The 22947-nt window shown below is 32.6% G+C and carries 41 protein-coding genes and 1 pseudogene; 18 read left to right on the forward strand and 24 right to left on the reverse strand.

Annotated features, from left to right (window positions below; genetic code table 11):
* Positions 1-46: 46 nt before the first annotated feature.
* The gene (locus AC6EJB_RS02200; protein ID WP_498492096.1) at positions 47-1339 is read right to left on the reverse strand and encodes a DUF2130 domain-containing protein; all 1293 of its coding nucleotides are present in this window, start codon (positions 1337-1339) and stop codon (positions 47-49) included.
* A gap of 150 nt (positions 1340-1489) precedes the next feature.
* The gene (locus AC6EJB_RS02205) at positions 1490-1723 is read right to left on the reverse strand and encodes a hypothetical protein (protein ID WP_498492097.1); all 234 of its coding nucleotides are present in this window, start codon (positions 1721-1723) and stop codon (positions 1490-1492) included.
* Between the two features lie 647 nt (positions 1724-2370).
* Between AC6EJB_RS02205 and AC6EJB_RS02210 the strand changes: the two genes are divergently transcribed.
* Positions 2371-2772: a DCC1-like thiol-disulfide oxidoreductase family protein gene (locus AC6EJB_RS02210; protein ID WP_498492098.1), complete on the forward strand. Its 402-nt coding sequence runs from the start codon at positions 2371-2373 to the stop codon at positions 2770-2772.
* Between the two features lie 514 nt (positions 2773-3286).
* Here AC6EJB_RS02210 and AC6EJB_RS02215 read toward each other — a convergent pair.
* The 5 genes from AC6EJB_RS02215 to AC6EJB_RS02235 form a co-directional block, all read right to left on the reverse strand.
* The gene (locus tag AC6EJB_RS02215) at positions 3287-3574 is read right to left on the reverse strand and encodes a hypothetical protein (RefSeq protein WP_498492099.1); all 288 of its coding nucleotides are present in this window, start codon (positions 3572-3574) and stop codon (positions 3287-3289) included.
* A gap of 467 nt (positions 3575-4041) precedes the next feature.
* A complete protein-coding gene (locus tag AC6EJB_RS02220; RefSeq protein WP_011293945.1) occupies positions 4042-4398 on the reverse strand; it encodes an AbrB family transcriptional regulator in 357 nt (118 codons plus the stop codon).
* 641 nt (positions 4399-5039) lie between these two features.
* Entirely contained in the window at positions 5040-5285 is a 246-nt protein-coding gene (locus AC6EJB_RS02225; RefSeq protein ID WP_498492100.1) for a hypothetical protein, read from the reverse strand.
* A gap of 184 nt (positions 5286-5469) precedes the next feature.
* Positions 5470-5637, reverse strand: a complete 168-nt coding sequence (locus tag AC6EJB_RS02230) for a hypothetical protein (RefSeq protein WP_498492101.1) — start codon at positions 5635-5637, stop codon at positions 5470-5472.
* A 132-nt stretch (positions 5638-5769) separates the two neighbouring features.
* The gene (locus AC6EJB_RS02235; RefSeq protein WP_498492102.1) at positions 5770-6372 is read right to left on the reverse strand and encodes an NAD-dependent DNA ligase; all 603 of its coding nucleotides are present in this window, start codon (positions 6370-6372) and stop codon (positions 5770-5772) included.
* A 384-nt stretch (positions 6373-6756) separates the two neighbouring features.
* Here AC6EJB_RS02235 and AC6EJB_RS02240 point away from each other — a divergent pair, with 384 nt between their 5' ends.
* The 3 genes from AC6EJB_RS02240 (at position 6757) to AC6EJB_RS02250 (ending at position 7596) form a co-directional block, all read left to right on the forward strand.
* Positions 6757-7008, forward strand: coding sequence for a hypothetical protein (locus tag AC6EJB_RS02240; protein WP_498492103.1), 252 nt, complete (start codon positions 6757-6759; stop codon positions 7006-7008).
* 65 nt (positions 7009-7073) lie between these two features.
* Complete coding sequence (locus tag AC6EJB_RS02245; RefSeq protein WP_498492104.1) at positions 7074-7325, forward strand: hypothetical protein; 252 nt, start codon at positions 7074-7076, stop codon at positions 7323-7325.
* A 49-nt stretch (positions 7326-7374) separates the two neighbouring features.
* Positions 7375-7596 carry a hypothetical protein gene (locus tag AC6EJB_RS02250; RefSeq protein WP_498492105.1) on the forward strand — a complete coding sequence of 74 codons (222 nt, stop codon included), beginning with the start codon at positions 7375-7377 and terminating at the stop codon, positions 7594-7596.
* An 856-nt stretch (positions 7597-8452) separates the two neighbouring features.
* Here the strand turns inward: AC6EJB_RS02250 and AC6EJB_RS02255 are convergent.
* From AC6EJB_RS02255 to AC6EJB_RS02290, 8 genes are all read right to left on the reverse strand, one after another.
* Positions 8453-8572 carry a chlorophyll a/b-binding protein gene (locus tag AC6EJB_RS02255; protein ID WP_269612988.1) on the reverse strand — a complete coding sequence of 40 codons (120 nt, stop codon included), beginning with the start codon at positions 8570-8572 and terminating at the stop codon, positions 8453-8455.
* A complete protein-coding gene (locus tag AC6EJB_RS02260; RefSeq protein WP_498492106.1) occupies positions 8572-8721 on the reverse strand; it encodes a high light inducible protein in 150 nt (49 codons plus the stop codon). The genes AC6EJB_RS02255 and AC6EJB_RS02260 overlap by 1 nt, the downstream gene beginning before the upstream one ends.
* Positions 8721-8867: a high light inducible protein gene (locus tag AC6EJB_RS02265; protein WP_498491362.1), complete on the reverse strand. Its 147-nt coding sequence runs from the start codon at positions 8865-8867 to the stop codon at positions 8721-8723. Before AC6EJB_RS02265 ends, AC6EJB_RS02260 begins: the two co-directional genes overlap by 1 nt.
* The gene (locus AC6EJB_RS02270; RefSeq protein ID WP_011294968.1) at positions 8867-8986 is read right to left on the reverse strand and encodes a high light inducible protein; all 120 of its coding nucleotides are present in this window, start codon (positions 8984-8986) and stop codon (positions 8867-8869) included. The genes AC6EJB_RS02265 and AC6EJB_RS02270 overlap by 1 nt, the downstream gene beginning before the upstream one ends.
* A 19-nt stretch (positions 8987-9005) precedes the next feature.
* The gene (locus tag AC6EJB_RS02275) at positions 9006-9113 is read right to left on the reverse strand and encodes a high light inducible protein (RefSeq protein WP_011125327.1); all 108 of its coding nucleotides are present in this window, start codon (positions 9111-9113) and stop codon (positions 9006-9008) included.
* Between the two features lie 253 nt (positions 9114-9366).
* Positions 9367-9639 (reverse strand): small RNA NsiR4-regulated ssr1528 family protein, encoded by a 273-nt coding sequence (locus AC6EJB_RS02280; protein WP_498492107.1) that lies wholly within the window; start codon positions 9637-9639, stop codon positions 9367-9369.
* An 88-nt stretch (positions 9640-9727) separates the two neighbouring features.
* Positions 9728-10360: a DUF938 domain-containing protein gene (locus AC6EJB_RS02285; protein WP_498492108.1), complete on the reverse strand. Its 633-nt coding sequence runs from the start codon at positions 10358-10360 to the stop codon at positions 9728-9730.
* Entirely contained in the window at positions 10348-10623 is a 276-nt protein-coding gene (locus tag AC6EJB_RS02290; RefSeq protein WP_498492109.1) for a hypothetical protein, read from the reverse strand. The genes AC6EJB_RS02285 and AC6EJB_RS02290 overlap by 13 nt, the downstream gene beginning before the upstream one ends.
* A gap of 75 nt (positions 10624-10698) precedes the next feature.
* Here AC6EJB_RS02290 and AC6EJB_RS02295 point away from each other — a divergent pair, with 75 nt between their 5' ends.
* From AC6EJB_RS02295 to AC6EJB_RS02310, 4 genes are all read left to right on the forward strand, one after another.
* On the forward strand, positions 10699-11400 hold the full coding sequence (locus AC6EJB_RS02295) for a hypothetical protein (RefSeq protein WP_498492110.1): 702 nt from the start codon (positions 10699-10701) through the stop codon (positions 11398-11400).
* 336 nt (positions 11401-11736) lie between these two features.
* Positions 11737-12099: a hypothetical protein gene (locus AC6EJB_RS02300; RefSeq protein ID WP_498492111.1), complete on the forward strand. Its 363-nt coding sequence runs from the start codon at positions 11737-11739 to the stop codon at positions 12097-12099.
* Positions 12100-12614: 515 nt separating this feature from the next.
* On the forward strand, positions 12615-12908 hold the full coding sequence (locus tag AC6EJB_RS02305) for an MTH1187 family thiamine-binding protein (protein WP_498492112.1): 294 nt from the start codon (positions 12615-12617) through the stop codon (positions 12906-12908).
* Positions 12909-13133: 225 nt separating this feature from the next.
* Positions 13134-13283, forward strand: coding sequence for a hypothetical protein (locus AC6EJB_RS02310; protein WP_498492113.1), 150 nt, complete (start codon positions 13134-13136; stop codon positions 13281-13283).
* A 20-nt stretch (positions 13284-13303) separates the two neighbouring features.
* On the opposite strand, the gene AC6EJB_RS02315 is transcribed toward AC6EJB_RS02310, so the two are convergent.
* The 3 genes from AC6EJB_RS02315 to AC6EJB_RS02325 form a co-directional block, all read right to left on the reverse strand.
* A complete protein-coding gene (locus tag AC6EJB_RS02315) occupies positions 13304-13510 on the reverse strand; it encodes a hypothetical protein (protein WP_498492114.1) in 207 nt (68 codons plus the stop codon).
* A complete protein-coding gene (locus AC6EJB_RS02320) occupies positions 13507-13659 on the reverse strand; it encodes a hypothetical protein (RefSeq protein ID WP_498492115.1) in 153 nt (50 codons plus the stop codon). The genes AC6EJB_RS02315 and AC6EJB_RS02320 overlap by 4 nt, the downstream gene beginning before the upstream one ends.
* A gap of 90 nt (positions 13660-13749) precedes the next feature.
* On the reverse strand, positions 13750-13878 hold the full coding sequence (locus AC6EJB_RS02325; RefSeq protein WP_498492116.1) for a hypothetical protein: 129 nt from the start codon (positions 13876-13878) through the stop codon (positions 13750-13752).
* An 877-nt stretch (positions 13879-14755) separates the two neighbouring features.
* Between AC6EJB_RS02325 and AC6EJB_RS02330 the strand changes: the two genes are divergently transcribed.
* From AC6EJB_RS02330 to AC6EJB_RS02340, 3 genes are all read left to right on the forward strand, one after another.
* Positions 14756-15094: a hypothetical protein gene (locus tag AC6EJB_RS02330; protein WP_498492117.1), complete on the forward strand. Its 339-nt coding sequence runs from the start codon at positions 14756-14758 to the stop codon at positions 15092-15094.
* A 204-nt stretch (positions 15095-15298) separates the two neighbouring features.
* Entirely contained in the window at positions 15299-15565 is a 267-nt protein-coding gene (locus AC6EJB_RS02335) for a DUF3764 family protein (protein WP_498492118.1), read from the forward strand.
* A gap of 67 nt (positions 15566-15632) precedes the next feature.
* Complete coding sequence (locus AC6EJB_RS02340) at positions 15633-15902, forward strand: hypothetical protein (protein ID WP_498492119.1); 270 nt, start codon at positions 15633-15635, stop codon at positions 15900-15902.
* A 55-nt stretch (positions 15903-15957) separates the two neighbouring features.
* On the opposite strand, the gene AC6EJB_RS02345 is transcribed toward AC6EJB_RS02340, so the two are convergent.
* Entirely contained in the window at positions 15958-16461 is a 504-nt protein-coding gene (locus AC6EJB_RS02345) for an alternative oxidase (protein WP_498492120.1), read from the reverse strand.
* Positions 16462-16579: 118 nt separating this feature from the next.
* On the reverse strand, positions 16580-16756 hold the full coding sequence (locus AC6EJB_RS02350) for a hypothetical protein (RefSeq protein ID WP_498492121.1): 177 nt from the start codon (positions 16754-16756) through the stop codon (positions 16580-16582).
* A gap of 513 nt (positions 16757-17269) precedes the next feature.
* On the opposite strand from AC6EJB_RS02350, the gene AC6EJB_RS02355 reads away from it, so the two are divergent.
* Together AC6EJB_RS02355 and AC6EJB_RS02360 are read left to right on the forward strand one after the other, a co-directional pair.
* Complete coding sequence (locus tag AC6EJB_RS02355; protein WP_498492122.1) at positions 17270-17482, forward strand: hypothetical protein; 213 nt, start codon at positions 17270-17272, stop codon at positions 17480-17482.
* A 290-nt stretch (positions 17483-17772) separates the two neighbouring features.
* Positions 17773-18033, forward strand: coding sequence for a hypothetical protein (locus AC6EJB_RS02360; RefSeq protein ID WP_498492123.1), 261 nt, complete (start codon positions 17773-17775; stop codon positions 18031-18033).
* Between the two features lie 397 nt (positions 18034-18430).
* On the opposite strand, the gene AC6EJB_RS02365 is transcribed toward AC6EJB_RS02360, so the two are convergent.
* Both AC6EJB_RS02365 and AC6EJB_RS02370 read right to left on the reverse strand, forming a co-directional pair.
* A complete protein-coding gene (locus tag AC6EJB_RS02365) occupies positions 18431-18586 on the reverse strand; it encodes a high light inducible protein (RefSeq protein ID WP_498492951.1) in 156 nt (51 codons plus the stop codon).
* A gap of 149 nt (positions 18587-18735) precedes the next feature.
* Positions 18736-18843, reverse strand: a complete 108-nt coding sequence (locus tag AC6EJB_RS02370) for a high light inducible protein (protein ID WP_011294533.1) — start codon at positions 18841-18843, stop codon at positions 18736-18738.
* Between the two features lie 165 nt (positions 18844-19008).
* On the opposite strand from AC6EJB_RS02370, the gene AC6EJB_RS02375 reads away from it, so the two are divergent.
* The 3 genes from AC6EJB_RS02375 to AC6EJB_RS02385 all read left to right on the forward strand — a co-directional run bounded on the left by AC6EJB_RS02375 (position 19009) and on the right by AC6EJB_RS02385 (position 19608).
* Positions 19009-19185, forward strand: a complete 177-nt coding sequence (locus AC6EJB_RS02375; RefSeq protein ID WP_498492124.1) for a hypothetical protein — start codon at positions 19009-19011, stop codon at positions 19183-19185.
* A 2-nt stretch (positions 19186-19187) separates the two neighbouring features.
* A complete protein-coding gene (locus AC6EJB_RS02380) occupies positions 19188-19364 on the forward strand; it encodes a hypothetical protein (protein ID WP_498492125.1) in 177 nt (58 codons plus the stop codon).
* A 106-nt stretch (positions 19365-19470) separates the two neighbouring features.
* Positions 19471-19608, forward strand: coding sequence for a hypothetical protein (locus tag AC6EJB_RS02385; RefSeq protein ID WP_498492126.1), 138 nt, complete (start codon positions 19471-19473; stop codon positions 19606-19608).
* 224 nt (positions 19609-19832) lie between these two features.
* Here the strand turns inward: AC6EJB_RS02385 and AC6EJB_RS02390 are convergent, their stop codons facing one another.
* Complete coding sequence (locus AC6EJB_RS02390; protein WP_498492127.1) at positions 19833-19991, reverse strand: hypothetical protein; 159 nt, start codon at positions 19989-19991, stop codon at positions 19833-19835.
* Positions 19992-20142: 151 nt separating this feature from the next.
* Positions 20143-20472 (reverse strand): ArsR/SmtB family transcription factor, encoded by a 330-nt coding sequence (locus AC6EJB_RS02395; protein ID WP_498492128.1) that lies wholly within the window; start codon positions 20470-20472, stop codon positions 20143-20145.
* A gap of 137 nt (positions 20473-20609) precedes the next feature.
* Here AC6EJB_RS02395 and AC6EJB_RS02400 point away from each other — a divergent pair.
* Together AC6EJB_RS02400 and arsJ are read left to right on the forward strand one after the other, a co-directional pair.
* Positions 20610-21624: pseudogene (locus AC6EJB_RS02400) on the forward strand (ArsJ-associated glyceraldehyde-3-phosphate dehydrogenase); the annotation flags it as partial.
* A 19-nt stretch (positions 21625-21643) separates the two neighbouring features.
* A complete protein-coding gene (arsJ, locus tag AC6EJB_RS02405) occupies positions 21644-22906 on the forward strand; it encodes an organoarsenical effux MFS transporter ArsJ (protein WP_498492129.1) in 1263 nt (420 codons plus the stop codon).
* The last annotated feature ends 41 nt before the right edge of the window (positions 22907-22947 follow it).

A 22947-nucleotide genomic window follows, 5' to 3' on the forward strand; every position in this document is an offset into this window, starting at 1 on the left:
AAAATAACTAGATGTAAAAGATATTATTATTACATAAGTGATCTAATTAAGCAGCATTGCTATCTCTTATTCGTTTAAACTTTTCCATCATAGTTGGATTATTTTTAGTTAATCTCTTTACTGTCACTTCTTGAGCCTTGTCATTCGCTAACCTAAGATTTCTGTCGGCACCAAGCAAAGCATCCTTCGTTTTCTGTAAATGATTAATAGATTTATCTATCTCTGAAATGGCAGTTTCAAAACGTTTTGATGCGAGCTTATAATTTTTACCAAATGAATCTTTAAAAAGCTCTAGGCTTGATTCAAAATTTGTAATGTCAATATTTTGTTCTTTAATTTCAGCTAATTCAGATTTATACTTAAGAGCCTTTAATGAAGAATTTCTTAACAATGAAACTATAGGTAAAAAACATTGAGGCCTAACAATATACATTTTTGGAAAGCGATGTGAGAAATCTACAATTCCAGAATTAAATAAATCATTATCTGACTCTAATAAAGAAACAAGAACAGCATATTCACAGTTTTTCTGAAGCCGATCTTTATTTAATTCTTTAAGGAAATCATCATTTTTCTTTTTGGTAGAGGTACTATCACATTCGTTTTTCATCTCGAACATAATTGATACGATTTCATTTCCATCATCATCAAAATCGCGAAAAATATAATCTCCTTTACTACCTAAACTAGTATCATTATCTTTTTCAAAATATGAATTAGGAAAAGCACTAGCTCGTAAACGATTAAATTCATTTTCACAATGTTGCTCTAATGACTCTCCAACCATTTTTGTTGAAAGTTTTATTTTCATATCACGAAGTCGTTCAATCAAGTCATCGCGTTCTTTTAACTGAATCTCATACTTCATCTTGAGCGAATTTTCTGAAATTTCTTTTTGTAATTCAACTTTATCTAAATTATTTTTAACCTTGTCATAGTCTTCTTTTAAATCGGAAGTTGCATTAGAAATAGCCAACCTTTTATCAATTTCATTATTCTCTTTTGTCTTCTCAAGCAAATATGAAAGGGCAGTGTATTCTTTTTCATAAGCTTGTTTAATTTTGTTGACGGTATTGTTTTTGTCGGTATCTGCCTCAACTAACTGAGATTTGAGAGCTTGTATTTTTTTTTCATGTAAAAAAGAAGCTTCTTGCATTTCAAACCGAATATTTTGAACAGCAAGATCTATAGATTTATTTTTATCCTTCTCAAGGAGTTCGATTCTTTTGCAAATTTCATTCTCAAATTCCTTATTTCTTACTTGTTTAATAATGTTAGAGTACTGGTCTTCATCCATCCTGATCGTACTTCCACACTCAGGGCATTTGATTTCATCCATATCAAAATCAGAAAGGGAAAATAATCCTATATAACTCTTTTTATCTTTATTAGTCTTCGTGAGCAAGCATTTTGTTAAAGACGGAATTTAGTTGTTAAAAAAACCCATATCAAAAACCAAAGTCAAAAACAGAGACAGATCTATAGCCTTTTATTCTTCAAGATCAGGGTAAATGCTAGACAAATCAGCTTTATTCTCCTTGATAGCAGAAGACTTCCATTTCAACCATTTCTTATTTCTTTCAAAATCTTCTTCCTCCCAAATTTGATTTTGAAAAATCAATATCCCACAAAGGAGAAAAAAGATAATTCCACCTAGCAAGAGTTGTAAATCAAAATTTAGTGAGGCATTTGAATATCGTACAAAAGAGAAGATTTTAACCATGGTTTGATTTATGAACGTTCAAGTTCAAAGAGATTTTTTTCTTGTAGTTAATAATAATAATATTTTTTATAAAAAAGTGAGTAAATTTGACCAAAAAACCGTATGAGAAAGGGTAATCAAATGAAATACCACTTAGAATAACAAATAAGAAAAGAAATTAAATTAAATTAGACCAATAACTTTTACTACATAATAGATTTATAATGGATTTTAAATCTATTATTAAAAAGATTTTTATAGTAATAGAATGTTTTATCTGAACTTTGCCCTAACTCAGTCAGAGCTTGGTATAAGTCACTTTACAAGTGATTTAATACTTGTAGTTTCATTTGCTATAGTAACTGCACTTCCAATGTCATTATTAAGGCCACAGATTAAAGAAGAAAATGTAAAAAGCAATATCTTTAAGAGTACAAACTAAATAATTTTTATAATAATACTTATACATTGTAAACATTTGTTTTTGGTAATAGTTAGATGGCAATCAATCAATTGAATATAAAATATATTGGGTTTTATCATTAACACATTGAGTATATTTTAATTAAATCATTTAACTATATTAATTATTTGAGATAAAATTTTTTATCTGTCTATCCACGCATTAGATCGGTGTTTATGTAAAATAGATTTATTAGATTTATGTTATGTCAAATAAAATTGTATTTATTTATGACGGGGAATGTCCCTTCTGCAATCATTTTGCGCATTTACTTGAATTAAAAAGTACTTTTCCCTCATTAGAGATAATAGATGGAAGAGAAAATTTAGCTCAATTAACACAGCTATATAAGCAAGGATATGATCTGAATAATGGAGCAATTCTTATAAATAATGGAAAAATCAAGCATGGGGCGGAAGCAATAAACTGGATTTGCAGTGAGCTCAAGCAGCCCAATGACTCATTACTTGAAATCCTCAGGATTATTTTCTCTTCTAAGAAGAGTAGTAAATTATTATTTCCTATTCTTTTATGGGCAAGAAGATTATCCTTGACAATAAAAGGAAGGGCATGGGAACCAGTAAGTGATAGCACTCAATTCTATTGACTCTAATCAGAATTCAGAATTATTAGCATGACCTCTAATCTAAATAGCAGCAAAAAACGTATAGATAATTAATACTAATTATAAAAACCTAGAAATCTAACTTCATCAATAATTTTTCCAAAGAACAAAACCAGTTTAATTAAAGACCTTTTCACTTTTCGAGTCCATCAATTTTATCAAGATCAGCCAAACAACAAAAGAAGTCATATAGCCTGGTATGCGATCGCTAATGAAAAAATCTAAATATACATTCGATTTGTAACACGATTTTATAGATGCATATCTCCAATTGTTTGTAAGAGTTGAGATAGGTAAAATATATTTAAGTTTTATAAACTAATATGCTTATTGAAATCCTAGGTAATAGCAGTTCAGTGTTAGTTGTTTTTTTAATTGGATTATCAATTTATTTTGGTATCCAAGCTAAAAGAAAAAAATTAAAATAAATTTAATATTAAAAAAAATTTATAAATGATAATTCCAAACTATGAATAATATGAAAAAGTAACCCATCTCATTCAAATAGACTTTTTTTTAGGTCCTCAAGACTAATTCCTCTTTCACTATCAGTTGAAGACAAGGGGATAAAACTCCAGTCAACAAGCAAAGTAATCATCATTGCACAAAAGATAGATAATGGTAAAACAAGTTCCAAAAAAATATGTCGAGCAAAATAAACCAATAGTTCTGAATAATTAGTAACAAGCTCGTCATAAAGGGGATCAAACAAAATTCTACGAATAGTACATCCCAATAAAGATAACGTAATTAGATAAGGAAGCGTGAATATAATAATAGCCAACAATATTAAAAATATATAGATCAGGATTCAATTAAAGCTTTCTAAGATTAAAAATAAAAACTTGACAAGGAATTATCTCAAATGCTAACGATCTAACGAAAACGTAAATAATAATCGTAATAAAATAAAATTCACTGATACAAAAGACAATGTTAGTTAAAAATGGCTCGAATGAGCATGAGCACAATAAAAAAATTGCTAATTTAGATAAGGTATATGAAATTTCCGATTAGAGGCCATATCAAAAATTGAATAAAAGTCAAAATAGGTGGCTATGAAAAAAATGTAAATGGATAAAATAAAAAATGGAAAAACCTTCAAAAAGATTTAGGAAAAGGTAAACGGGTAAATAAAATATAGATGCCTAATCAAGGCTATATTTCATGAAGGATTTATCCAATAAAAAAGCCGAGAAGCAAATATGCATCCCGGCAAAATCTAAATGTTTAAGAACAGATAGTTTAGAATTAACCTTCTCCTTCAGGTACTAAACGGAAACCTTTACGTCCCATCTTAATCTCAAAATTATCACCTGGTTTGAGATCTAAAAGAGCTGTATAGGCCTTTCCTATCAATAGGTTTCCATTTCCTTGAACGGTAGCAACATAACTAAGCTTTCTACCTCCTTTACCAATACCACCGGCACTTTCAGCAGCTAGGTTTACACCTTTAGCCTCAAGAAGTGCTTCATAGAAAGCGGTATAGTTAAGACGCTCTCCGCCTCCTTTTTTAGTGGATACATATCCACAAGCCTTTACAAGATCAGATTTTGAGACATCTCCCAAGTCTTTGACCTTGGCTAATAAATCCTTACCAGTGAGCATGATAAATAAATGGTTGTACTTATAATACTAACTTATAATTAACAAACTTACAATATTTATATTAGTCCAAGACATTAAAGCTAAAAGTTATGGGAACAAAAGCTACTAGATTAAACTCACAAATTCAAGGTTATATGGAAAACTAAACAGAGATCAAGGCAAAGATTTATAGGAAAGTTCCTTATTGGCAAACTGTAAGATAAATGATTCGTCACATCATTTCGCTATTAGAAATCCCTCAATCACCAGCAATAGCAAGATAAATTGATAAATAAGGCAAGATCTATGAATGGTTAATCACAGGTATGCGATGACTGTAGTTTTCCAAGTGTCTCTACGATAAGTTTATAAAGCGTTACTTTTGTATATTGGTTTAAGAATGAATCAGAAGAAGATTTCTTATTACAACAAAAAATGAATCTCTCTAAAATTCTTGCGATTTGTATCGTATCTATATTCATCCTTTCAGCATTTGCCGGATTAATTGGAACTCTAATAAATCCCTAGAATCAAAAAGAATTAGTAAATTACGGACTTAGCTAAAGATTTATTATTTTCTTAAAATCCGATTAAAAACTTTTAAAATACAACTTCTTTAATATTTCACAGCACGAAATAATTAAATGATAAAAGCAATGGCTTTACTGGATATTCGTCTTAATTTTGGGTTCAAAGACTGCTCCATTACATATCATCACGGAAATAACTTCCTTGCTTTCTTTATCCATTTTCTTAATAGCCATGATTTGACTCAAAGATACAGATGTTTTTTTTAAGCAACGGTTCCAGCTAGAGGCTTGCTTAGACAAAGGAATTAATTGAATAGAAACTGTAGTAAATGAAATTGCCATAAGGCCAAAAAATAATTTTTGAGGGAAGACAATCATTTTTTCTCTAAAGATAAATAATCAACCAAAGCTATTTAAACAGATCAGGAAAAGAAATTTATTAACCCCCTAACCAAAACAGGAACATTTAATGTAAGTAAAGTAGATGAAATTATGGGACTAGAAAATCAGCGGGTTCTGACTGATTTGAATATTTCATATACAGAGCCACTGTAAAATTTAATCAGTGCCATTTTCCCATTGTAAATTCAAGAAACCTATCAACATCATCATCAGGGCAGCCTGTATTGCTTTTAAGTTCCTTACACGCGTCAGCAATTTTACTAAAGCAATCTCTGACATACTCATTTTTTTCTAATGCTGCAAATATTTGCTTGTCTGTAAATGCCATATTAAAAGAACACTTATATTGATAAAGAATATTTTCATTAGACTCTTTTGGCAATAAAAAAAATAATAATCCTATATATTCATTCAAAAGATAACTTAGATAATTAAATAGGGAGAAAAAATAATCAAGCAATCATCGAGTCAAAGCTAAAGCCCAATTAGGAGAAGATCGTTTATCACCTAAGAACTTCTTGGTCGAGAGAGAATTGCACTTAGCGACGATTCCATTAGTTGGAAGATCAGAAAACAATTCGTTATTTATCCATTGAGAATACCATTTTCTGACCTGCATCGGATCATCAGTTCTTAATGTAATAGGAACATCAAATCCCCAATTTTGCAGTTGAGTCAAATCTGACAACTCATCACCATTTGAACAAAAAATATGAAATGCTAAAAACGAAAGAGGTAAATTTGACTCAAGAAGATAGTTAGAAGTTGCATGAAATTTCTCGTCCGAGAATTTAGAGTTCAATTTTGGGGTATATAGAATGCCCTCCAACTCAACTTCAACTTTTAGAGAATCATCTATGCTTAAAGGAATAGTATTGATTGTTCTAATATTTTCAATAATTTCTGTGTCTTCTCTAGTGTAAGCATCGACCAATTGACCATATTTATATCTCAGGCCAATCGCACAGCCAGCAATCTTTGGTTGTACAACCATAGTTGCTCCTTCTGGTAGCTTCGAACACCAGTTGGAAAAACTATTTTTCTCTAGTCCAAGTAATCTCATATATATATCAATAGGAAAATGTCGAGAGAAGTCTCTTCTTTAACTTCTTTTCTTAAGGAATCAAAAATCCAAAAAAGCACGAATATAATTAAATAAAGAAAATGCTAAAGATAAAAATTAAAAAATCAATCTAGAGTCAAATATCACTTTAATTAATTGAATGTGACTTATAGGAGAAAAATCAGCATTATTCCTGAGATGAATGAAAAATTAAAATGATGTCAAGGAATTTGATTAATCAAATGTTTACTAATTATGACTGTTACAAAAATCTATCCTATCGAGCCATAAACCGTTAATTAGTAGTTATGTAAATAAATACAGTATATATTCTCATGTCTAGCTTGAAAAAATGACCTATTATTTATAGGCATTAGTAACTATATGCCAATATTAGAAAAATATCCTGAATATATTCCTTGGGATTTAAATATCAAACAGAGCAAATACAAATCTATCCAATGGATTCTAACAAAAGCTGATAATGTTTATACATTTAAAAGGAGTTGTATAAATGATAATTATGTGTACATTCAAAAAAACGATGGAAAAAAAGAAGCCTTTATAGAATATGACGCTAGATTTACATTTCAAAGATTATTTGATGATGGATATTCTTTAGCTGCCGTTTCGTGATTAAAAATAATTCTTGACGTTGAAGAGCATAAGTGTAGTCTGAAAGCATTAGACACTTTCAATACATGCCAAGAGTAAAAAGAGAGAAGTATCCAGAAAAGGCTCCATGGGATTTAGGACCATTATCGGAGCATAAATCTCTAGATTGTTGGAGGTTAGTAAGAGGTTCCGAAATAGTCATTTTCGCAAGGAAAGGTGATGACAACCACTATTTTTTGATGCAAAGAGATGACAAAGAGCCTATCGAAATTCTTGCATTTCAAGCGAGGCTCTCATACCAACAACTTTTAGATAAAGGATTTAGACTTGAAGTCTAATGAATTAATTTTCAAAAAATTACCTATTTAATACATATAGATCTAGATCATGACTGAATTAGATGAACTAGAGCAACTAGTTGGCAATTTAGAAAATATAGAAGCTTTTGGAATAGAACCTGATTTCAGCTCGTTAGGCCTTGAACCAGCAGATGTATTGGGATTTAAAACCGAAGAATCATTAGAAAATGCTCTTGAGCTTCTTACAAAAGAAGTAATCTTTGATCGATCTCGTTTGTATCTCACAGCATATAAAAGTACAGCCGCCTAATAACACTATTTTAATAAACTACAATTGAACACAAATAGAAGTCAATTAATAAAATCAAATACAAAGAAAATAGTTATATAAAGTTTTATAATTACTTAGTCACTTAAGTTTAAAAAATAAATAATTCCAAATTATATGTTTTTTATTATCGAAAAATTTTTTCTGTTCTCTCAGATTAATTATAAACAAAAGGAGAAGTAGAAATTGAAAAAAGGAATAGTATGGTGACTGGGCTAAACATAATTCCTATAAAAGGTTAAAGAAAACTTTAAATATTTAACTTTTACATTCATTAAATTAATTACATAAACATCTCTAAAGTATAATAAAAAATAAGGTATATTGATTTTAGATTTCAAATTCAACGCGATATATAAGTATACAATTTTTCATAAAAAAAGAGTATAAAAAAATCATCAAATACTGAATAAACTTTAATGAGGAATAAAAGTGGAAACTATTAGATTAGTAGTATTAGAGATGAAATATTATATAGAGTTAAAAAAATTTTATCTCTGTTAGATCAGAAAAGGTAATAATGATATGTTTCGTACAAATCTATAGGGTGCTGAACAATAATGATATACTACTTATTTTATCAAGATTGTTGAAACACCCCATGCACAAAATTAAACCTTATATTCTCCAATAAAAGTCAGAAGAAGTTTTCTTACTTAGTTGACAATAAAAGGTTTCTTGCATTGTCAACACATTGCCTAAATAAGAACTAAGTCCATTCAGTATCTTCTAATAGACTTGAATAATCTGAACAATCGAAGAAGGTATCTTCGTTGAGTAAATCCTCGACTTCTGCACGAAGCCAATAACTTAAAGCCATTGTAAAAAAAGAGTAGGGTTAAACAAAACCTGGAATGATCCAGCCAGTGAATCCATAATTAATTACAGCTGCAAGAAGGCCCATCATCGCAAGACGACCATTCATTATTTCAGCTGTCTTCCAGTAGTTGTTTTCCATTAAACAAAACCAGGAATGATTTGACCTGTAGTTGCGTATGCACCAACTAAAGCAATGCATCCAAACAAAGCTGCATAGCCATTAAGTCTTTCAGCAGTTACCTTTTCAGGGTCAATTTTTCTACTGTTGTTGTCGTTTTGTATAGTCATTACACAACACCTGGAATGATTTGACCTGTTGTTATGTATGCACCGATAAGTGCCCAGCATCCAAAAAATGCTGCGTAGCCGTTGAGTCTTTCAGCAATTACTTTGCCTTCTTCTACTCTTGGAGTTTCAGTAGTTGGAGTTTTCATTAAACGACACCTGGGATAAGTTGACCGGTTGTTAGGTAGATACCTGTTAGCAGAACGAATGCCATCATGGCTGGTCTGCCGATGCTTCTTTCTAGGATTGTTTTGTTGGATGGTTGCATTGTTTTAGTGGTTACTGGTTTAGAAAATCCCAGGAATGATTTGACCTGTTGTTGCGTATGCACCGAAGGCTGCAACGAAGCCAAGCATTGCTGCCCAACCATTAAACTTTTCTGCTTCTGGAGTCATGATGAAATCCGAGATGTGTATGTGACTAAATGTAAACCAATTATTAAGCTACGTAAAGCTCAAAAAGTACGGCTTGCCTCATGAATATGTAATTCAGACGCAACGGATACAGAAAAACCTTTTTTCACTATCTTACAGAATATATAAGAGGAAAATAAAACCAGAATTATATCCTCCTACAAGAGGTATTGAGCAGAAAAAAGTGTGACACTAGTGTCACGCAAAGATTAGATTTATTTTCAGTTATCAGATCTCAGTTATAAAAAAAATCTATTTCTTTAGTTTTTAATCCATCCCAACCAGCTTGAATTAATCGTGTGTTTAGAGAATCTTGGTCAAAATGTTTGGATCCCGTTTTGACAATACGGTTTCGCATTGATTTTTTAACTCCACTTCTTTTTCGCGCATTTTCTTTATCCATTACATCCCTGTAGAGGGTAAGCATTTCTGATGGAATCGGAGTTCCATCTAGATCTAATCCTGCTTGAATAGCGTTATCAATTGCATCTGGGCCAGAAAAATCCACAAGAAAAAAGCATAATGTAATTATTCTCCTATCGCATCTACCGAATTACTGAAATTCTTAGCAGAAAGTCTAATAATTGCTAGTAATTTTACTTTAAGCGATAAATAATTGAAAGATTATTGGCAGGCATATCGATAACTTTATCTATTTTAAATCCATTTTTATCAGCAATGTGGTTAACGTTTTCTAAGTAGCGAACGCCCCAGAGCGGATTTTGCATTTTTAATGATTGATCAAAATTCAAATTACCTTCTGATGTTTGTCTATCTTTTCTTAAGAAAGGTCCATAGAGCATCAAAAAATTACTTTGATCTAGATATTTAGTTGATTGCTCAAACAACGATCTTGTACAACTCCATGGTGAGATATGAATCATATTTATACACACGATTCCTTTAATTAATGCCCCAAGTCCATTGGTAATTGACCAAGGACGCATTTCTACATCAAGATCAAGAGGTTCCGGCATTTTTGAATCAAGCCCCTCATGCTTAATCCATGAATTAATACTTTTTCTATGTACTAATTCGGGATCACTAGTTTGCCAGGTAATTGACGGGAATTTTTTTTGAAAGAATACTCCGTGTTCTCCACTACCACTAGCTATTTCTAAAAGCAAGGTATTAGGCGAAATATAATTGCTTAAAACCGAGGCGATTGAATCACGATTCCTTGCCGTGGCAGGAAAAAATAGGCGATAGTCGAGATTTATATTGTCCATAATTTATCAATAGTTAATAGGACTAATGAATCAGAATTGCGTGGAAGTTTTTCCTTAGAAAAATCTTTAATAGCATGAATAATCATTATCAGTAAGGGAGCTAGAAATGCTAATACGACAACTACTCCAATAATTCGTTTAGAGTTAATTAAGGGCTTTTTAACTAATGTCTCACCGCAGAGACCACAAATTAAAACCCCCTCACTGCTAGTTTTATGAAATTGATAATTAGAAGAGCAGAAAGGGCAATAATATAGGCTCATTTCTGATCTTACAAAAAACAAAATTTATCTATATTAATTATGCCTACCATTATAAAAAAAAAGTAAATTGATTAAATGAAGAATCGAAAGATGAGAAAAGAGAATGAGGTATCAAATCATCTTATAAGGAATCTTGAGAGAATATCTCCAGAAAACTCTATCTTTAATTACAAATCTGGAAGAAATACCTTCTTGTCATTAGGTAAAGGAAATTTTCGTGAATGGTTGGAGATATTTCTTCCGAATACCAGAATAATTTTAGAACCAAAAATCATTGGATCAATCATTGGCATTCAATATATCAATGGAGAATTAAGCAAGGTCATAAATAAAAATAGTCAAGATCTTACAGAAACTGTTAGGTCTCTAAAAATTATTCCTAAAAGCCTACCGATTAAAAACAAAATAGAAATAAAAGGAGTTCTATACGACAATAAAACAACATCAAATGAAAAAAACCAAAGTGAATTTATGGAAATTCAATATTTCAAATCACAGTCTGAAAGACTTAAATTCTGCGCTTTTCAAATATGTCATTGCAATATTAATCACTTTCAATCACTTCAAGAGTTAAAACATCTAAATTTTGAAATTCCACAAACTCAATTTACAAACTTCATTTCAGACATCGAAATCTATTTTCAATGTTGGAAAGAGGGTAAGTTATTTACAAGCTATCCAACAAATGGATTAGTATTGAAAATCAATTCAAGAAAATTACAAAAGTATCTTGGAGAAAATAACCTATCAATACCTTGGGCATACGCCATAAATTAATGATTATGCTAAATCGCAAAAAGCATCACAAGTCATGTGAGGGGTAGAAATCCTTTCCCCCATGGGATTAACCATCCTAACAATAGGCATACTATTTACAATCGGAGTGCCACTAACAATGATTTCAAGAGGAAAGAAAGATTAAGTTATTTTTACTCACAATTTTATCGATAAATAAAATTGTGAGTAACCAAACAATCAACTACAAAATAAGGATTTAGATTAAACTAAATATATAGTTAAATTCAATACAAGAAAGTTATGAATAAAGATATTAAAATTTTAATTTCTAATATCAACTACTTATTTAAGACTATACAACCTAAGAGATTTCATTTGAATTGGGTATTGCTATCAGGATTAGTCTTAGTACCATTGCAACAAACTAAATCGGAAGAAATTTTTCTAAAATGTATTGGTAAATATGAAGTAAATAGAGGTGCTCTAATAAAGCCAGATTGGGAAACGAGCTATCTCACAATTAATCTAGATGGATTAATCTCTACTATTGACGATAAAGGAATAAAAAAAGAAGGAAGGACTTCGATTAGACGTAATTCATACACAATTACGCACAGAGACAATAGAAACAGGGTGAAGAATATCTACAAAATAAATGGAAATCATGGTACATACTCAGTTGAATCACCTCAAAGGAATAGAACTTTGATAGGCACTTGTCAAAAAGGAAGAGGCTAAGAAGATTGATTTACAAAATATAAAATACTACTTTAACTATTTTCCAAATCAATTATTTTTCACTTCTTTTACTTTGATCAAGGCCTTGCGCTCTGCGGTTTTTGCCAATACCTCCTACCCCAAGCACTAAAAAAATAATGTAAAAAATTACAGTAGAAATAATCGTAATAAGTACAATCGTGGCTAAATTCATATAAATATTGATTAAAATTGTCTCTTAATCTAACAGGAAGTATAAATACAACCACTTAGGTAAAGACAACAGTAACTCCGCTGATCAATATGGCAAAGGTAATAATAAAAAAAGGTAGAACCTGAAATTGATTTTTATCCATAAAAATTCTTTATTTTTACCGTAATCAATTCAGAGCTCAGCCGAGATGAATACTGTGTAAAAAAATTAGTAATAACCGAACTGCCGCAAATTTAATTTAGCAAAAGCTATTGATGAAGAAGACTTTAAGTATAAAAATTAGTAGCTAGAATTTAAAAAATGCTTTCAATCTTAAGTTGATATGTGGGTAAGCATAGATCTTTGCTTAGTACCAATAGGGGTAGGTGTCTCATTATCTCCATACATAAAGGAGTGCATATCAATTATTGAGGAACATAAGCTCGAGTATGAACTGGGTCCAAATGGAACTGCAATTGAAGGGGAGTGGGATCAAGTTTTTGAATGCATAAAAAAATGTCATGAGGCAGTTCATAGCAAAGGTGCTCCACGTGTTTACACAACATTAAAAGTGAATACACGTACAGATAAGAAACAATCATTTAAAGAAAAAGTGCAAAGAATAAGAGGCTCATAGCAAAAGAATTTAAAAGCATTAAGCAAAAGTTTAAAACCATAAAACAAAAGAAAGATCCAAAAAATTACCCATGCATATTCAGATTAGAACTGATATAAAAGAGTAGGAGCACAGTGTACTAATGACTATTTTTGCTCGTCTAAGTAGATCAGAAGTTATTCACGGAAGAGCAGCCATGTTTTTTGTTGCAATCTGGTTATTCACTAACTATCTAATTCGTTAAAAATGGCTAATCCAATAAAAACTTGGTTTTTTGAATTAATCGAAGATGCAATAGGCAGTAAAGCCATGAAGCAATTTAAGGAAGAAGAGGCAAAAAAAATGAATCAAGAATCAAAGGCGAGCCAAACAAAAATAGATGTTAATGACTCCTAATTACTAATCTAACCACAAAATCAATCCCATTCAGCCGCAACGGCTCTTAAACCACTAGCGATGATCTCGTTGGGGCAATTAGTATTTTCCTTTAAGGCCTTAGCTGCAAGATGAACGTTCTCCCAAAATACTGAAACTGCTCCTGTTTTTTGATCTTCAGAGAATTTGAACTCCTCAAAGGCTTTTGGCATTTTTTCTGTTTTTTTAAGTTCTAGCAAATAATTCATTCGTCAACTTTTATTTTCACAGCTTCAATGCAATTATCTTTTATATTGTCTAAAAGTAGTTTTCTTGTTATGGAAACTGCCAAAGTTGTTAAAAATATGAAGCCAACACTTTGAACAAAATCTATATACGTTGCCAAAAAATGATTCATTGGAAAATTGATTTTTTTAAATTTAGAGGGAAAAAATCAAATGACACATATAACTTGACAAAAGCAATAAAGAGTAACTTAGTAATCTTTTTAAGTCAAAGAGCTATCACCCAATAAGGTACCAGTAGCTAGATCAAAAACATTATCCAAATTAGATAGCAGCTCTTTTAATTCTTCACCACTGATTCTCTTAATTTCTTGGTAAGTTTCTTTAGACATCAAAAAAAATAAATCAGATGCAAATTTAACCACTCCCAATCAGCCTCAGAGGCAGTAAAGACCGATAGGGTTAATTACCTTTCGGTATACGTCAATAAAAATAATGATAATAACAAGATTGCATGCATAAAAATTACTAATCAATGCCACAAACAAAATAACAATACTAACGAGCTATAAATTTTAAGTAATTATTCCTACACGGCTAATATTAATTTGTTCTTATATTTTTTGAACTTCTCAGGACAACCTTTTTTTTATACTGAGCTTTAGAAGGTTGTTTCTTTGAATAAAAAACGTCAGTGCTCCCCCCCAGAAGCCAATCAATTGGGGACCAATTCAATTGATTGCCTGACGTACATCAATACTAAATTCTCCCTCTCCTCAATACCTTTGTAGGACCGTACGTCTTTGGTAGGGAAACCGTAGAAAGAGTAAAACTCATTTAATTAGACATTTTAAAAGGGCCTCAGGGGGCCCTTTTCCTTTACCGATTCTTTTGTAGAAGCTTCTGGATTTTGGTGGCCTGGGGCCAAGTGTCTAGTAGAAAGGCTTTTATACTCCGTTAGGGCACCTAAACGATGCAGAGGAGCTTCGACTGAATTGACGCACCTATATCATTGATCCTTGTCGCATCAGACGAATAGCCTACTTATTCATTGAGAATGTTGGAGCAGGAACCAGAATTCAGTTCGCTTCTCTTAAATACTCAGGTGGAGTGTCGACCATCAATGGTGCCTCTGAGCTCAACAAACGTATCTTTGCTCTATTCGCACCTCAACGCAATCAGCCTTAATGCCCATTGCATTTCCACTTAACCTGATCAAAAATAGTAAGTTTGAGGTACAAAACTTCTATCTCAAATCAAAACATCAATATGACGAATGAACAAAAAAGTAAACAAGACCAGATAAGCATTTTCGGAGAAATAGCAAGAGGATGTAAAACTGATCATCAGAAAATTGAATTTTTCGATTCATCTAAGGAAGCATTTTTCACTGATTCCAATGAAGCAACAAGCTCCGTTAATAAAGATATCCCTAAAGAATTAGACGACGGGTTTTACGTATACGCAAATATGAAAAAACTCTGTGAAAAAGAGTTTGAAGAGTTAAAAAGTCTGGCCTGGAATGAATACCCGGAAAACCTTAAAATATTTTTATTCGATTTTTGCATCTTAAACGGTGATGTATATGCAAAATACTTCCTAGATTAAAGTAGATTCAGGCATTTTCTAAGACGACCCGCTCAGCGAAAGAACTCAATAATTTGGTGGAGTGGAATACGGAGAATTCGGCTAACACAGAAAATATAAAAACAACCGATAATATATTTTTGAGTTTGGGCTAAGAATATGATGCGTTCATTGCAAGCAAGTTAGGAGCTTTTAAATTAAAGAAACAACATTATTTCTCACCTAATGATTGAAACAACTGTATGTACATTTGATGTGAATGTACCTTACGGTGAATGGGTCAGAAAGTTTGACAACGACGAGGCTCCAGCCAAATCAACCAAAGGAATAAAGGTGATTTTCAAATGTGTCAGCAAGGACAATCCTAATAAAGCGATCGTAGTAGTTCAAGCTTTAGAGGGTGTCTTAGAGAAACATATAAAAGAAAACATTGAAATATTTGAAAAAAATGGTGCAGTCATGAGTACTGCAGAACCTAGTCTCTGGTCTTGAGGAACCACATTGCTTAGGTATAAATAAAGAATCAAATCAAAAGATTAGTCTCAATTAAATTTGAACAATGATTAGAAATCTTTTTTTCTTAATTCTCGGAGTATTTAGCGGTCTTTGGTTTATATGGCCTCAAATCATTACTACCAAAGGTTGGGAATGCACAAAAGATGTTATTGCATCTTCTAATGAAGATCTAACAGATATTGAATCATTAGTTGAGTCATTGCCAAACAGAATCAAATTAAGCTTGGCTGTTTCCCCTAAAACATTGCTAAAGAGAGAGAACCTTACTCGTATCGAGAAGCTCAGAGTTGTTGGAGATGCTTGCTTTAGATAATTTATAAATCATAAAGCAAAAATATCATCATGAATAACAACAAAAAGTTGGCGTCTTAATTTATCAAAGCAATTGCTTCTTTTAATTCGTTCGCATGATTAATCTCATCCTGAGCAATTTCACGTATTCTCTGATCATTTGGATTAACGGTTAAATACTTTGCATATGTTTCATAGGCATGCTCTTCAATTTTTATATTGATATCGTATGCATTTGATGGAGATAGTAAGTAATAAAAAACCATTACCCAGTAATAGAAGAGCACTAAATGCCTAGCAAGAAATCGATCAACCCAATATCTATTGCCGCTTCGTGATTCCATCTCCTCTAAATGCTCCGTTTCATTGATTGCTTGGTAAAAATGAGCCTTCATAAGCATGTTACTTAAAGGAGTTTTAAGACCAAGCGACTCTTGTAAATGCAAAACTGATAAGAATGCAAAATAAGGGGCTCTAGCAATTACCTCAAGAACCCAAAAACGTTGTACAGGTCTACCTTCGTAGATCCGATCTAGAATGCTTACACTGAAATCTAAAACAAATGAATTCAAGCTTTTCATAATTCCTTAGCTCACTAATTGAGTATATATACTTAACAAAAGATTTTTAGTTGTAACTTATTTTTTTAACTATCGATAACAACTAGAGTTGAATATGGAAGTGGACCAATGATTAAATCTATCTTGCTCGAACAGGTTGGTAAGCAGGAATCATCTTTCCTCCACCGAAATCGTCATCATCATCTGGAAGCGCTCTTGAGATTAGTTCTAAGAGAACTAGAGCAGCCATCGGATAGAAACACCATAAAACAGCTTTCCAGATGGGAAATGAGTCAACTAGCTGAAGCTCAGACATGTATCAGAAAATTGTTTGCACAAACCTAACTGATCTAAAAATATTTAGTGTTACGGTTAGCACGAAGTGAATGTTTATGTAATCGAAACTTGTGTAAAAAAATTACTTCAATCTGTTTAGGTTTTCCACAGTTTCAGAGTCACTAAATAACTCCAAGATCTAAATAAAAAGCAATTCCAATAAAAAAGACCCTAGGTATGGTGTCCTACGGGCCTGGGTGATGGGGACCTTATTTTTAACTGTTTTTCAACCAAATTGCAACCCCTACCATATCTGGTGTTGGAAAGATTAAAAAAACAGAAAAAAAGGCCCATATCTGGAATTATTAGCTTGCGTAATATGTACACAGCGAGTAGTATTTTCGAATTACTGGGTGATGGGGATCTCTCAGTGTCTTCTCCCTCAAATTGAGGGTTTTTTTTTGCCATGAATTTCTGCACATAATTTCTAAGAAGGATTATGGAAATTAGTGAAAAAATGCTCTGATCCCTATTTTTTTCCCAAATCGAAAAGATGGAACAAGTAACTGATGCAATTGGTAATCCCACAGCTCTATTAGTAGAGAGAATTTTTTGGTTGGGGTTAGGTGCATTTTTAGGACTGGCAATAATTACATCTTTACTAAGAGGTTTAAAAGAAGGAAAAAACAAAATGACACCAGTTTCACCTGATCAATTAAAGAATCATGCAAAAAAAGCGATCCAACAAAGCAGTGACAGCAATTGATATTGGTTATCAGATATTTTTATAGCCACAAACAAATTTACTTATGGTCGTTGGAGCGAGAACCGTACAATCAACTACCACTGATTAGATGGTGAGCATATATGCTTAATACATCTTCATAAAAACAATGAAATTAGTTCCTTACATATTTATGGCTGTTGCAATCTTCTCAGAAGTTTCAACAATTGCTACGACTCCTATTATTTAACTGAATATCATTAATTGAGTATTCAGACCTAACGCGATCGGGCGAACACCATCGTTAGATTGTATATAACTGATTTAAATCCATGTTTAAAAAAATATTGAGCGCTGCCAGTTTTTTAGTTTTGTCTATTTTTTTAGCCTCAACAACTATATTTTCAGGATTTAACCCAGTAGAAGCTGCGCAAATGGGTTCTGATATGAATGAAGACAACTCTATGGGGATTGTGATAGAAGAATCAAGTGATTCCTTGAATGGTTCGAAAACTAGTGCTGCCCCAGACCTTGGAGATGATCAAGCATTTCCTTTTATTCCAGGTTTTGGTAAAAATTCCGGTAAAGACTGATCATCTTTTTATTTAAAAGTAATGGTTGATATTTAATAACTAATTTTTTCGAAAGCTAGAAAAAATCCACAGATATAAGTATTAATAAGCTAAAACCATTTTCATGGAAAAATGGGAATCAAAAATAATTATTTTTGTTATTTTTGCAGTACTTGCAATTGGGTCAATCGCGCCATTGATCAGGATGATCAGTGATCGTATTTCCTAAGAATGACTGTGCCTGCACAAACTGAGATCATTGGAGGGATTACTACGAACATGTTTGCTTTAGGTATTTTTTTGCTTATAAATTTTTTATTTTGCAAAACTGGAAAAATGGCTGAAATGCATTGAGGGAACATAAAAATCTAGAGGGAAATCTCTAGATTTAAATGAAGATTGATTTGCCTAAAACTTTTTAAAATATGCCAGGAATAATTTGTCCAGTAGTGATATAAGCGCCAAGTAAAGCAATCATCCCTATCATCGCCCAACGGCCATTGGTCTTTTCCGCTTCTTCAGGATAGCTGGTATAGTTTTCAACTAATTGAGTTTGTACTTGTGTAGCAAACATGTTTTGCTTGCCATATTCAGTAATGATCTGGTTAGAAGCAGAACTGTAAGCAGGGATTCCTGTTGGATCAACAGATTGACCTTCTAATTGATTATCAGTGGTATCTATTGATTCATCAGAAACTGGGTTAGTAGAAGTCATATAAGAACCTAAAAAATACCTGGAATGATTTGACCTGTTGTTGCGTAAGCACCGAAAGCAGCAATAAAGCCGATCATTGCCATCCAACCATTAAACTTTTCTGCTTCTGGAGTCACGAGGTTAAACTCAAATAATGGCCATGAATGTAAAGGAAAAGTAAAGGAATGTAAAGGGGGCACCCGTACACAGCAAAAGTTATCAGGGTTATTAGCTGAAGCAATATTTTTTATCCACGGTCTAAATAACAATTCAACTACCTTTGTTGAACTTAATTCAACTAGATGGATTTAATACCGGGAGTAGTTCTTTTCTTTGGAGCCATTGGAACTATTGCTTTACTTGGCTGGGATACTTTCCAAAATCGCAAGCCAATAACTAAAGCTGAAATGCAGCAGTCACGTGGAACTAGGGCAGCTAAGCCACAACAAAAAAGAAGAGGGTTGTTTAACAGAGGTTAATTATGGGTGAAATTCAGACATACTCTTCAAACTCAGGAGATTTTAGTTTCCTTTTTGTTCTAATTATTGTTGGGACTTATCTTCTTTATGAGGTTGGAAGAGCAATATTGGACAACAACGATGATGATGACATGGATGGCGGAATGATGATGCGTGCAGCAGATGGAGCTCAAGCCTGATTAACTACCAAAATAATAGATACTTGTTGACTACAAAATTTGTCGTCTCTTAACAGGCTTAAGGGTTAATTGAATTTATAATTAGTTATCTATTAAATAAAAAATTTTGAGCGAAGAAAATATCAAAAGAAAAATAGGTGCATTATTAAAAGAACTTCAGGAGAAAACAGCTGTTTCGGATGAGGAGATGGAGGAATTTAAAAAAATAATGGAATTAGTAGATTTTTCACAAGACAAAGAATAATTTATTTATAATCCGGCATTAATGAAGGTTTAGCGAGATGCGAGTTTTGACCAAATAAACAGTACCAACACGTTAAACAATCCATATCCAACAGCTATTTGAAGTTGGTAAAAATATCCAACAATCGAAAAGGATACCAAAATGATCAAACTAGTAATAAAAATATCTATTGAAAAATTCACCTAAAAAATCAGGCACCATAAATATTCAGATTGAAACTAAAATCATGAAAGTCTTATTTGATTTTCAATCGAATAAGCATTGATTGTGCACGCCTCATTACCCGTAACTTGAGAAAGAGCAATAACAAGAAGGCTTAGAGAACCAACTGCTAAAGAAATAGTTCTGATTGCACTGGCTTTCTTAGAGATTTTCTTGCTCATATCAAAAAATCTTGATGTAATTAAGAATATGATAACTATCCAAGCATAAAAGAGTATCCATTGATACCTAATAGAAATAATTACCTAAAAATTATTAGCACAATTCTGAATAGAGCGAAATCAATTGAAAACTATATGTAAATTGATTGCTTTATTTACAAGATTGCGATGGTTTTTGCGAACTTTCTTTTAACAGTTCAATCCAATCTTGCAAAGAATTTAATGAGTCAATATTCAATTGGTAATAAACCCATCTACCAGTTTGCCTATCGGTAATTAAACCTGCGTCTTTTAAAACTTTTAAATGAAAAGATATTTTCGATTGCGCCAATCCAATTTCATTAATCAAATCACAAACACATCTCTCTCCTCCTGAAAGTGACTCAATGATTTGCAATCGCAATGGATCAGATAAAGCTTTTAGCAATTTCCTGGCCATTGCATTTTCAAGAACTACTTTGCTCTTTATCGCTGTGGCCATCACAGAAGGAAAAATATAATCACATGATAAAACAAACTTCAGAAAAGGCTTATATCGACAAACCTCTATATATCAAAATAAATTGATATGAGGAATCTTATCTTTATTGATTCACTAAATTAACTCAATTACTGGTTATGCGTGTCGGTATTAATGGTTTTGGTCGAATAGGAAGACTTGTTCTTAGGGCACTCTGGGGTAGAGAAAACATCGAAATTACACATATCAACGATCCATTTGGTGATGCAAAGGGAGCTGCGCATTTACTTGAATTTGATTCAGTTCATGGTCGTTGGATGAAAGCAATATGCAACGACCAAGACAACCTGAGTAATGAAGGTCAACCAATATCTTTTTCTCAAGAAAGTGATTTCGCAAAAGTCTCATGGGATGAGTCAGGGGTAGAGATAATTCTCGAATGCTCAGGAAAATTCAAAACCTCTCAAACATTAAATCCATATTTTGATACTCTTGGGATGAAAAGAGTTGTCGTTGCATGTCCAGTTAAAGGAAAAATCCAGGGAGAGGATGCTCTAAATATCGTCTACGGTATTAATCATGATTTATATGAGCCCAATAAAAATCGCTTAGTAACAGCTGCATCCTGCACAACTAATTGCTTGGCTCCCGTTGTGACAGTTGTTAATCAAGTTTTGGTATTAAGCATGGATGCATTACAACACTCCATGATCTAACCAATACATACGTAATCGTTGATTCATTTAAGCCGGATTTAAGAAGAGCCAGAAGCGGATCACAAAGCTTAATTCCAACAACAACAGGTTCCGCAAAAGCGATAGGGATGATATTCCCAGAATTACAAGGAAAATTAAATGGCCATGCAGTTCGAGTTCCTCTCCTCAATGGATCCTTAACTGATGCTGTATTTGAATTAGATAAAGAGGTAACGGAAGAAGAAGTCAATCATGTGTTCAAAGAAACTTCTGAAGGAGAACTAAAGGCATACTTGGTTACGAAGAAAAACCACTTGTTTCAATTGATTATGTCAATGACTCAAGAAGTTCAATCATTGATGCTCCCTCAACCATGGTGGTCAATAAAACTCAACTGAAAGTCTATATTTGGTATGACAATGAATGGGGGTATAGCTGTCGAATGGCAGATCTCGTTTGCCATATCATAAATCTCGAAATGGATAAAAAAAAAGAACATGCGATTATCGGCATTGCAACAATATGGAATCGTAACGACCAACTATTGGGCATTCACACTGACAGATGGTGCTCTAAGGATGCTAGTGATATTTCACTTTCATGGCCTTGGGTATACAACATTAGAAATTGGATTCTTATTCCTTTTTTATGAGTTCTTTGGCGTTATTACTAATCTCTATGGAGGATGGATAGGAGCAAGATATGGATTACGTCTAACACTTTGGGTCGGGACTCTTTTACAAATCGGTGCCTTATTGATATTGATACCCGTTTCAAGTGGTTGGTCGAAACTTTTGAGTGTCTTTTATGTCATGGTTGCTCAAGCAATTAGTGGTATAGCAAAAGATCTCAATAAGATGAGTGCTAAAAGTGCCATCAAAACTGTCGTTCCAGACTCCTCAGAAGAAGAAGGTGGAAATAAACAATTATTTAAATGGGTAGCCATCTTAACTGGTTCAAAAAATGCACTAAAAGGAGTTGGCTTCTTTCTTGGTGGATTGTTGCTGACCAGTTTCGGTTTTAATAAAGCAGTTGAATTAATGGCTATCGGGTTAGGTGTTTCGTTTTTACTGACATTGATTTTGCCTGGAGATATTGGAAAGATGAAAAGCAAACCCATCTTTAAAGACTTATTCTTTAAATCTCAAGGGATCAACGTCCTATCTTTTGCACGTTTTTTTCTCTTTGGGGCAAGAGACGTATGGTTCGTCGTAGCACTTCCTGTTTTTCTTGAAACGTATCTAAATTGGAATTTTTCTGAGATTGGAGGGTTCCTGGGATTGTGGGTAATTGGTTATGGTTTTATTCAAGCTTTTGCACCTTCATTAAGAAATTTATGCGGAAATAAAACAACTCCAGGAGTCTCTTCTGTTCAATTCTGGAGCGCTGTCTTAACTGCAATACCAGCGCTAATAGCAATAGCACTATGGCGACAAAGCAATCCAGAAATAGCAATTACCGTTGGATTGATAACATTTGGATTCATTTTAGCAATGACCTCATCGATACATTCATATATGGTTCTTGCTTATACGGACAAGGAAAACGTAAGTCTAAATGTAGGCTTCTATTACATGGCAAATGCTGCAGGGAGACTAATTGGCACGCTCTTATCTGGTGTCCTATTTATGCTTGGGAGCAATGCCTCTATAGGAATGCAACTATGTTTATGGTGTTCAAGCCTATTTGTATTTATCTCATTGTTAACTAGTTTACGACTACCATCAGTTTCAATTGCTATGGCTATTGAAAAAGCCTAAGAACCCATATTAATTAAAAATAAATTAAATATCATGCAGGT

The organism is Prochlorococcus sp. G4PB17, from assembly GCF_059772445.1.